The following is an 8,649-nucleotide window of genomic DNA, read 5'->3' as shown; positions in this document are numbered from 1 at the left end:
CTCGCACTGCTCGCGGCGATGTCGCACGAGACCAACTTTTCGGTGGGCTGTTACTGCGAGGACGAGGACCACTGCCACCGTTCGATCCTGCGGGAGCTGCTGCAGGAGCACGGCGCGATGATACAGGCGTAGCGGGCCTGTTGTAGTATGGCGGTCTGGAACGTCTCGCGCGCGGGCGCTGCCGCTCGGCTGGTGGGTGGTCAGCGTGCGCGTGTACGACGAGTCCGGCCGCATGATCCACGAGGAGCGTTTATTGCTGACTCCGGTCGGTAATGCGGAGCGCCAGCCGGGAACGGGCGGACGTGACCGGCCGCGCTTGCGTCGCTCCTGAACTGTACCGGAGGCAGTGTGCCTGGTCTACGTACTAGCGTGCTACTCATGGTGTCGGCACTGGTGGCCGGCTGTGCGGCCGACGGCGCCGATTCCGCCGATGGCGCGGCCCCACCGGCCGGGCTCGCCGACACCACCGTCGACACCGTTGCACCGGCGGCCGCGCCGCCGGCGGACACCGCACAGGTATCCGCGGACCCGTGGGCCGTTGGCGTAACGGGAGTCGGCGAGCTGCAGATCGGCATGCGGCTCCCCGAGCTCATGCCTCACCTCGAGCAGGGCACGGACACCACGGGCATCGGCGGCGGCTGCAGGTTCGTCACGGTTGCCGAAGCACCGGACAGCATCGGCTTCATGGTGGAGAGCGGACGCCTCGCGCGGATCGACGTGCGGGGAGGACCGACGCCCACCCGCGAAGGCGCGCGCATCGGCGACCCGGAACGCCGCATCGAAGAGCTGTATCCCGGACTTCGGCGGATGCCCCACAAGTACACGGACGGCAACTACCTCGTCGTCATCCCCAGCGCCGCGGACACCCTCCACCGCTACGTCTTCGAAACGGACGGCGAGCGGGTGACACAGTACCGCGCGGGCGTGTACCCGCAGGTGGAATGGGTGGAGGGCTGTGCGTAAGGGGAGGCCGTTCTTCCTTGCGACCCCGTGTGTGCTGCTCCTGTTTCCTGCATGCTCACCGGGCGGAGCAGCGCCCGGCGCCGGCACCCCCGCACACGAGGCCGATGCGGTTGTCGAACCGGTCGCATGTGAGGGACTGGAGCTTTCCCTGCTCGCCGCGCCTCCGACACGGGAAGGCCTGCGCGCGGCGTTCGGCCAGCCCGACAGCATCGCCGTCACGACCGAGCCGAACCGGCACGTCGACAATGTCACGGACTCCCTGTTCGTCGTGCGCTACCCCGGACTGCTCGTCAGCATGCGAAAGCCCGGCGGCGGCAATGACATGGCGGACCACGTCGAGATCACCGACGGCCGCTTCGTCCGCTATTCGTGGCTGGCGCCTGGTGCGCTCGCGGAAAATGTACGGACCTCGCTCGGGGAGCCGACCGGACGCGACACCGCCAGCATGACTTACGACTGCAACCTCGGTGCGGACCAGCCCGTCACGTTCCACCTGCGCGACGGCCGTGTCACGTCGGTGACGATCGACTACTACGTCGATTGACGAGTGTTTCCCCAGTTGAGAACGATTCGCAACGCGGTGCCAGGCCGCCCGCGAAAATCAGCCCCCACCCGACCTGCCGTTCCGTTTTTCCCTACCCCCGCCCACCCGCGCGACGCCTAATCTGCTTTCGGATCTCAGCGCCCGGTGCGCGCGTTGGCACCGCAGGTCGCAAGGCATGCGTCGAGCCCCCACTCGCCGCGGATCCGCAGGGCAAACGCTGTGACGCCATTCGAACTGGCCCGAAGGATTTTACAGCGAACTGCTGGCACTGAGCTTGATGTCGGACCGTGCGATCAGGAACTGGCAATTCGCGGGTGCAGCGCTCAGAATCAGCAGTGCAGAATCGGGGCAGTAACCATCGCGGGTCGTTCGAAGGTGGGTTGTTGGAGATCGGTGCGCCGGGCAACAGGGGGAACCATGAAACGACACGGACGGAGAGGGCTGGCTGCGGCGATCCTGGGGATTGTCGCGCTCTCTGCGGCGGGGTGTGTGGACGAGCGGATCGTGTATCGGGATCGCGACGTCGTCGGTGAGTTGCCGGCGAGCCACGGAAACTTCGTCGGGCTGAGCGACGAGGAAGCGAATCTCACGGTCTGCGGAAACTGCCACGTAGGCTTCCAGGGCGAGTGGGAGCAGACGGCGCACGCGGATGCGTGGGCGACGCTGCAGGCGAGTGGTCATGCGCAGGCGATGTGCGAGGGCTGCCATACGGTCAACGAGCTGGGCAACGTTGCTGTTGAAGCAGGCGGCTGGAGCACCACGGACGACACACGCTACCACAATGTGCAGTGCGAGAGCTGCCACGGACCGGGGCTCGCGCACATCCAGAACCCGGGTGATACGAACATCCCGCTGGCACCGCTTGCGGTCGGGCTGGACATGACGATCGGCTGCGGCGAGTGCCACCAGGGCTCGCACCATCCGTTCGTGGAGGAGTGGGAGCAGTCGGGTCATGCGCGTCTGACAGATCACGCAGTCGACAGGGTGGAATGCCAGAGCTGTCATACGGGCCAGGGCGCGCTCAAGGCGTGGGGTATCCGGACGGACTTCCTCGAAAAGGAGGATGCGGAAGCGGGTGATCACCTGGCCATCACGTGCGGCGTGTGTCACGACCCGCACGATGCATCCAACGAGGGCCAGCTCCGCTACTCGGTCAGTGTAGACAACGAGGAGGAGAACCTGTGCATGAAGTGCCACCACAAGCGTGGCACGCCGGACCTGGCATCTCAGTCTCGCGGCCCGCATTCGCCGGAAGGTCCGGTACTGCTGGGCTACGGCGGCTGGTGGCCTCCGAACATGCAGTTCAAGGGGGCGGAGGGAGACACGGCACGCATCGCGGCCACACACGGCTCGGCCACGAACCCGCAGCTGTGCGCGGGCTGCCACGTGAACCGTTTCGAGGTGACAGACCAGATCACGGGTGACTTCGTCTTCCAGTCGGTCGGTCACCTGTTCGAGGCGACCCCCTGCCTCGACGAGAACGGCGTGCCGCACACTGGTGACTGTGCCAGCACGGAGCGCACATACGAAACGTGCACGGGCGCGGGCTGCCACGGGTCGGCGGCGATTGCACGCACCCTTCAAGGTGTTGCGAAGGACCGGCTCGACCTGCTGGCGGAGCAGCTGGACGCACTGATCGCGCAGATCCCGGCGACGGAGTTCAACGCGAACGACGGCCGCTACAGCACAGCCGAGGGTGCGCGGTTCAACTATCAGCTGCACACCGATTTCGGCGGCAACGCCGTACACAACCCGTTCCTGATGGAAGCTCTGCTGATCGCGAGCATCCGGCAGGTGCGGACGGACTACGGCCTCGCGGCATCGGCGGCGCTTTCCCTGGAACGCCAACTGGGCGTACACTAGGCATTGACCAGAGGCGGGGGCGCGGTGCAGCGCTCCCGCCAACCAGTGGCTTCAGGGAAGCGGGCTCGCCTTGAACGATACGCAACCCGGAGTACTGCAGCGCCTGTGGGGACGCATCCGACGCACTCCCCCGGTGCTGCTCGTGGCGCTCGGCGCCGGCCTCGCCGCCGGTCTCGTGTGGGGTGGTGTGGAGCTGTACCGCACCTACGACTACATCCAGCACGACAACGACTTCTGCCTCTCGTGCCACCTCATGGTGGACCCGTTTGAGAGGTTCTCGCGCAGTGCGCACCGCGATCTCGGCTGCAAGGCGTGCCACCGCCCCACGATCGTGACGCGCAGCACGATGGCGCTCACCCAGATCCTCGAGAATCCGGACAGCCTGGAAGCGCACGCGTACGTGCCCAACGCCGTGTGCATCGAGTGCCACGTCGAGGGCGATCCGGAGGACTGGCGCAACGTCGCGGCGTCGGCAGGCCACCGTGTCCACCTCGAGTCGGATGATGCATCGCTGAGCGAGCTGGAGTGTGTGCAGTGCCACTCGTCGTCGGTGCACGAGTTCACGGCCACGGACCAGACCTGCGGCCAGGCGGGCTGCCACGAGGACCAGCGCATCGTGCTGGGCGAGATGGGCAACCTGACCATTCACTGCGCGACGTGTCACTCGTTCAGTGCGCCGGTGGTAAGCGAGGATGCCGATTCCGTGCAGCTCGCGTTGCAGCCGCAGCGCGAGGAGTGCCTGAGCTGCCATGCGATGCGTGAGCGGCTCGCTGATTTTCCGCTCGCGGAAAACGATCCGCACAACGGGGTGTGCGGCGCGTGCCACAACCCGCACGAACAGGAGACACCGCGCGCAGCCTTCGAGTCGTGTGCGAGTGCCGGCTGCCACGCGCGCGCCGACACGCTGACGCCGTTCCACCGCGGGCTCGACCCTGGCGTGCTGCAGAACTGCGCGCAGTGCCATGACGCGCACGTGTTCCACGCTGAGGGACAGGACTGTCGCTCGTGTCACACCGACGTGGCCGAGCCGTCGCGGGTGACCGGGGGAATGCCGTCCGCGCACCGGCCGTTCGGGCTTACAGGAGGAAGTGTCGGCCCGGTCAGCGTCTCGGAAGAGGAGCATGCGACGTCCGCGCGTCGTGTCCTGCGCATGCTGGCGGCGCTCGTGCTGCCGCAGCGTGCGGCGGCGCAGACGCCGCAGAACGGGCGGGATGCGACGCTGGACTTCGATCACGCACGGCACACGCAGGTCGACTGCCTCGCCTGCCACAGCGCGGAGAACACGCACGGGCAGATTACGGTGACGAGCTTCAATGACTGCCGCTCGTGCCATCACACCGGCAGTGTCGTGCAGCCGTGCACGCGCTGTCACACCAGCACGGACATGCCGGGCGGCGCATTCGATCTGCGACGTCCGTTCCGGCCGAGCGTCGGCCGCGCGGAGAACCGGACGTTTCGCTTCGATCATGCGCAGCACGCGGACGTCGCCTGCGCAACCTGTCATCGAGAGGGCCTCGAGCTGAGTGCCGCGCGCGTGAACTGCAGTGCGTGTCACGAGGAGCACCACGAAGCGTCGAACAACTGCCGCGCGTGTCACGAGACACCGGCTGCAGGCGCACACACGCGAACCGCGCACCTGACGTGCGCGGGCTCGGGCTGCCATTCGCCGGCGCCCGTACAGGCATCCGAGCGCACGAGACAGCTGTGTCTCTCGTGTCACCAGGACATGGTCGATCACCAGCCCGGACGTGTGTGCGTCGACTGCCATGCGCTGCCAGCAGCACGGGCATCGGCCGCGGGAGGTGGCGGATGAAGCGGCGGCGATTGCGTTCCGGCGGGCCTGGGCGTGTACGAAAGCCGGCCGGCCCTGATACGTTCCGCACTGGTGCATCGACCTGGTTCGTGTCGCCCGTTGCATCCGCTGCACTTTTCGCCGCCAGCCTGTTCGCGTCGCTCGTTGCCTCCGCGGCCCCGCTCGAGGCCCAGGGCGTTCGCGGCAGCGCTCAGACCATGGTGCGGTACTACGAGATCCGTCCGCTGGTCGACGACACGATCCCGTTCGCGGACGTGGAGCAGCGCGGCGACGGGACGTTCTTCTACGAAGGGCGCCAGGTCGTGTGCAACACGACTGCCTTCTGCATGCGTTTCCTTTCCGGCGAGAAACAGGGCGCCGCGATGCTGACGCAGGACGTCGCCATGACCGCGTGGGGGCTCGGCGTGGAGGGGCTGAGTGCAACGGTGCAGCTCCGCGCGCGCGCCGACCTCGGCGGTGACGAGCTCTCCTGGCCGCGGGCGGATGACCATTTCGACGCGATGCTCGCCTACGCTGAGCTGCTGCGAGGCGACTTCCGCGTGCGCGCCGGCCGGCTCCAGAACGCGTCGGGGCTCGGATTCAGCAGCTACGACGGTGCGCACGTGCTGTACACGCCGATCCCCGGGCTGAGTGTGCAGGCGTTCGGCGGGCGCAGCCTGGCGCGCGGGCTGTACGAGCCGCGCCACGAAGCACTGGAAGGGATCGAGGAGTTCTTCCCGGACCGCAATGCCGCGATCGTCGGTGGTGAGGTCGAAGGGCGGCCGTGGTCGCACACGAGCATCGCCGCGCGTTACCAGCGCGAGATCTGGTGGAACCGTTCCGCGCTCGTGTCGGAGCGCGCGTCGCTCGACATCACGTCCAGTGCGCTGGCGCCCGTGCAGCTCCGTGCAGGCATGGACTACGACTTCGCGTTCGGTCACATCGGCAAGGCGAACCTGAACGTGAGTGCCCCCGTCAGCAACGGGCGCGTGATGCTGGAGGCGCGTGCGTCGCGCTACATGCCGTACTTCGAGCTCTGGACGATCTGGGGCTACTTCAGCCCGGTCGGTTACAACCAGGTCGAGGGCCGTGCCGCGTGGCGCGCGCTGGATGTGCTGCAGCTGCGCGGCTCGGTCGGGTATCGACGCTATGAGGATGCCCATGCGCCGGTCATCTTCGAGAAGCTGCCGCAGGATGCGGTCAGCGTCGAGCTGGATGCGGTGTGGACTGCGACGCCCAGCGTCGTGCTCGACGCACGCTACCGCCTCGAGCGCGGCTTCGGCGCCTACCTCGGCTCGGCCGACCTGGTCGCGCGCTACCGGCTGAACGAGCGCGTCAACTTCACCGTGGACGGCAGCGCGTTCCAGCAGATCGAGCAGTTCCGCCTGGGTGACGGCGTCGTGCTCGGAGGGGGTGGCTCGCTGGACGTGCAGGTCACGCCGTTCGCGAATTTGAGCGGCGGCGCGCACGTGTACCGCCAGACCTGGGACAACCGACCGGGCGACCCGGACTGGAACCAGGTGCGTGCCTGGGCGGCGCTGCGACTCGGATTCGGGCGTGACCCGGGGCTGCGGGAGGGGACGCGGTGAGGAGCATGCACAGGGGCGGGATCCTGGCCGGGCTGATTGCGCTCGGCGCGGTCGCGGTCGGCATCGGCGTCGTCGCGCAGCGGCAGCAGGACTTCCCGCACGAGGAGCACGCGGGACTGTTCCCGCTCTGCGAAGGGTGTCATGCCGGTGTGCCGAGCGGTGACCGCGCGAGCTTCTATCCGCCGCCGTCGCAGTGTGCGGGATGTCATGACGGCACCGAGCTCGCGCGCGTCGACTGGTCGCCACCGGCCGACGAGCCGGACAACCTGAAGTTCACGCATCCCGAGCATCCGGACGTGGAGGAGGGCAGCGAGATCGGCTGCGTCGGCTGCCACACGCGTGCGGGCGAGCCGCGCATGGCGGTTGCCGAGCACCCGGTCGTCCGCCGCTGCCTCGACTGTCACGAGCATCGCGCCGAGCAGCACAAGATCGACGCGGAGTGCGAGACCTGCCACGTGCCGCTCGCAGAGGCGCCGTTCGACGAGGCGCAGATCCTCTCGATCCGGATGCCGGCGGACCATGAGAGCGGCGACTTCATCCGCGATCTGCACGGCGAGCTGGCCGAGGCGAACCTCGCGCGCTGCGCGACGTGTCACACGCGCGAGCGCTGCGAGAGCTGCCACGTCGATGCGCCGGCGGTCGCGGTGATCGGCCGGATGCCGGCGGCGCAGGGCGTCGTTGCGCGGTCCCTGCCGTCGTTTGCCGCGCACTACCCGGTGCCGCCGTCGCACACCGAGCCGGACTTCCTGTTCGAGCACGGGGACGAGGCTTCACGCCTGCAATGCGCGACGTGCCACACGCGCGACGACTGCGTCAGCTGCCACGTGCCGCCACAGCCGGATGCGGTTGCGGAGATGCCCGCGCGCCGCGACGTGCGCGCGCCCGGCGTGCAGGTGGCGCGGCGCGAGCCGCCGTCGCACGCGACGCCCTTCTTCGAGCGCGAGCACGGCAACGTCGCCTCGGCGGCGGGCGCGTCGTGCGCGACCTGTCACCGTCGCACGATGTGCGTGGATTGCCACGACGCAGCAGCGGCCGGTGCACCGGCACTCGTCGCCACCGGCCTGGCAAGCGATACCATGCGCACCGCCCGCGACGGCGGGTTCCATCCGCCGAACTACATGGCCCGTCACTCCGCGGAGGCGTACGGCCGCAGGCTCGAGTGCTTCAACTGTCACGACAACCGCGCGTTCTGCGCGGACTGCCACGAGTCGGCAGGCATGAGCCCGCGGCGCACGACCGGCCGGCTCGGTCCGGGCTTCCACGACGCCGAACCGCTCTGGCTGCTCCGGCACGGCCAGGCCGCACGCCAGTCGCTGGAAAGCTGCACGAGCTGCCACACGCAGAGCCAGTGCATGCAGTGTCACTCCACGCTGGGCGCATTCAAGGTCAGCCCGCACGGGCCCGACTTCGATCCGCGCCGCGCGCAGCAGCGCAACGCCGCGATCTGCCTGGTCTGTCACGTCACCGATCCATTGAACGGGGGAACACCATGAAGCGCATAGTGGCTGTGGTCATGCTGAGCGGACTCGTCGCCGCATGCGACGGCAACGGTGTCCCCGACGACCAGGCGACCGGCAGTGTCGATTCGGCGGCCTGGGAGCGCGCGCGCAGCCTGCCCGCCGACGTGCAGGCTGCACTCGACAGCGGCAACGCCGCCTTCCGCCGCGACGACTTCGCCGCCGCGCGCGAGCATTACCTGCACGCGACGCAGCTCGGACCCGATCAGTCGGCGGCGTGGTTCGGCCTTTCCATGGCGGAGCGCGAGCTCGGCAACGTCGAAGCGGCCGAGCAGGCGATGCAGCGCGTGCAGTCCCTGGCGCCGGGGGCGTCGCTGGTGCACCCGGATACGTTGTCGGCGGACAGCTTGCCGGCAGGGCATCCGTGAGGGAGGCGACGCT

At 68.5% G+C, this 8,649-nt stretch carries 7 protein-coding genes; all 7 read left to right on the top strand.

The features are described from left to right. The first annotated feature begins 378 nt into the window (after positions 1 to 378). The 7 genes from VFU06_15300 to VFU06_15270 all read left to right on the top strand — a co-directional run bounded on the left by VFU06_15300 (position 379) and on the right by VFU06_15270 (position 8,636). Positions 379 to 963 (top strand): hypothetical protein, encoded by a 585-nt coding sequence (locus tag VFU06_15300; protein ID HEU5210760.1) that lies wholly within the window; start codon positions 379 to 381, stop codon positions 961 to 963. Beyond that, on the top strand, positions 956 to 1,507 hold the full coding sequence (locus VFU06_15295) for a hypothetical protein (GenBank protein ID HEU5210759.1): 552 nt from the start codon (positions 956 to 958) through the stop codon (positions 1,505 to 1,507). Before VFU06_15300 ends, VFU06_15295 begins: the two co-directional genes overlap by 8 nt. Positions 1,508 to 1,924: 417 nt before the next feature. Beyond that, the gene (locus VFU06_15290; GenBank protein HEU5210758.1) at positions 1,925 to 3,370 is read left to right on the top strand and encodes a multiheme c-type cytochrome; all 1,446 of its coding nucleotides are present in this window, start codon (positions 1,925 to 1,927) and stop codon (positions 3,368 to 3,370) included. Between the two features lie 70 nt (positions 3,371 to 3,440). Next, positions 3,441 to 5,183, top strand: coding sequence for a hypothetical protein (locus VFU06_15285; protein HEU5210757.1), 1,743 nt, complete (start codon positions 3,441 to 3,443; stop codon positions 5,181 to 5,183). Next, positions 5,180 to 6,751 carry a hypothetical protein gene (locus VFU06_15280; GenBank protein HEU5210756.1) on the top strand — a complete coding sequence of 524 codons (1,572 nt, stop codon included), beginning with the start codon at positions 5,180 to 5,182 and terminating at the stop codon, positions 6,749 to 6,751. Before VFU06_15285 ends, VFU06_15280 begins: the two co-directional genes overlap by 4 nt. Then, positions 6,748 to 8,244, top strand: a complete 1,497-nt coding sequence (locus VFU06_15275; protein HEU5210755.1) for a cytochrome c3 family protein — start codon at positions 6,748 to 6,750, stop codon at positions 8,242 to 8,244. The genes VFU06_15280 and VFU06_15275 overlap by 4 nt, the downstream gene beginning before the upstream one ends. Then, positions 8,241 to 8,636, top strand: coding sequence for a tetratricopeptide repeat protein (locus VFU06_15270; GenBank protein ID HEU5210754.1), 396 nt, complete (start codon positions 8,241 to 8,243; stop codon positions 8,634 to 8,636). Before VFU06_15275 ends, VFU06_15270 begins: the two co-directional genes overlap by 4 nt. Positions 8,637 to 8,649: the final 13 nt, after the last annotated feature.

Source organism: Longimicrobiales bacterium (assembly GCA_035764935.1).
Lineage (GTDB): Bacteria > Gemmatimonadota > Gemmatimonadetes > Longimicrobiales > RSA9 > DASTYK01.
Note: the sequence above shows the minus strand (reverse complement) of the source record. Positions and strands in the feature narration are given on the sequence as shown.